The organism is Protofrankia sp. Cr1 (genome assembly GCF_963555865.1).
Classification (GTDB): domain Bacteria; phylum Actinomycetota; class Actinomycetes; order Frankiales; family Frankiaceae; genus Protofrankia.
Genome location: NZ_CAUVXO010000162.1, coordinates 10,296 through 11,205, shown reverse-complemented (window position 1 = coordinate 11,205; position 910 = coordinate 10,296). Strand labels below are relative to the sequence as shown.

The 910-nt window shown below is 76.0% G+C and carries 1 protein-coding gene; it reads right to left on the bottom strand.

Annotated elements, in window-relative coordinates:
* Positions 1-910, bottom strand: a 910-nt coding sequence (locus U9980_RS14200) for a maleylpyruvate isomerase family mycothiol-dependent enzyme (RefSeq protein WP_322768349.1), incomplete at both ends; no start/stop codon positions are given.

The following is a 910-nucleotide window of genomic DNA, read 5'->3' as shown; positions in this document are numbered from 1 at the left end:
CCCGGCCCGGTGAGCGTCAGCTCGACGGTGCCCGCCGGCGGCTCGGACACCCCTGGGATGTCGAGGGTGGACAGCTCGTCGAGCAGCCGCGCGGCAAGGTCGGACATGACGTGCAGATCGTGGGCGAGCGGGTCGGGCAGGCGCAGGCCCACGGCGTGGGCGATGTCGCGGGCATGGATCCACGTCTCGAAGGCCCGGACGGTGAGCTGGTCGGCCACGGACATCCCGATGCCACCGACCTGGATGGACCGGCCGGCGAGGTCCGGTTCGGCACGCAGCCGCGCCGCGATCGCGTCGACACCGTCCCGCCACAACGCGCGGGCATATTCCGCTGGTCGGGTGCGGGCGTGGGCGATCAGCGCCTCGCTGTGGGCGACGACGTCCTGACGCGGATCCACCGGCGGGTCCGCGGGAATCCCGATCGCGGCGGCGAGCAGGCCGTCGGTGGCTGCGACATGGGTGACCAGGTCGCCGATGGTCCAGCCACGCACCGGGCTCGGCGCAGCCCGGGCCGGGCCGTCGAGTTCGGCGAGCGCGGACTCGAACAGGCCCGCCGCCGCGGCGAACGGCGCGGCAAAGGCGGGTACCGACGGCGCCGGCCGGCGCCGCGCCAGCGCCGCGGTCAGGACCTGGGCGGTCGGCGGTGGCGACTCGGCGTAGGTGTCCGCGGTATCGGCGTCCGGGGCGTCGGCGTTCGGGGCATAGCTGTCCGGGGTATCGGCGTCCGCCCGGCCGGTGAGCGTGGCGAGCGCCACCGCGGCGCGGCGCAGCGTCCTCGCCTCCTGCGCACACGCCGGGCAGCGGTGGACATGCGCCGTCACCGCCGCGGTCTCCTCGGCGTCGCAGGCGTCCAGCGCCCACGCCCCGAGCAGGTCGGTCACGTGCCCGCCGCCTGCGTTCACCTGCCCGC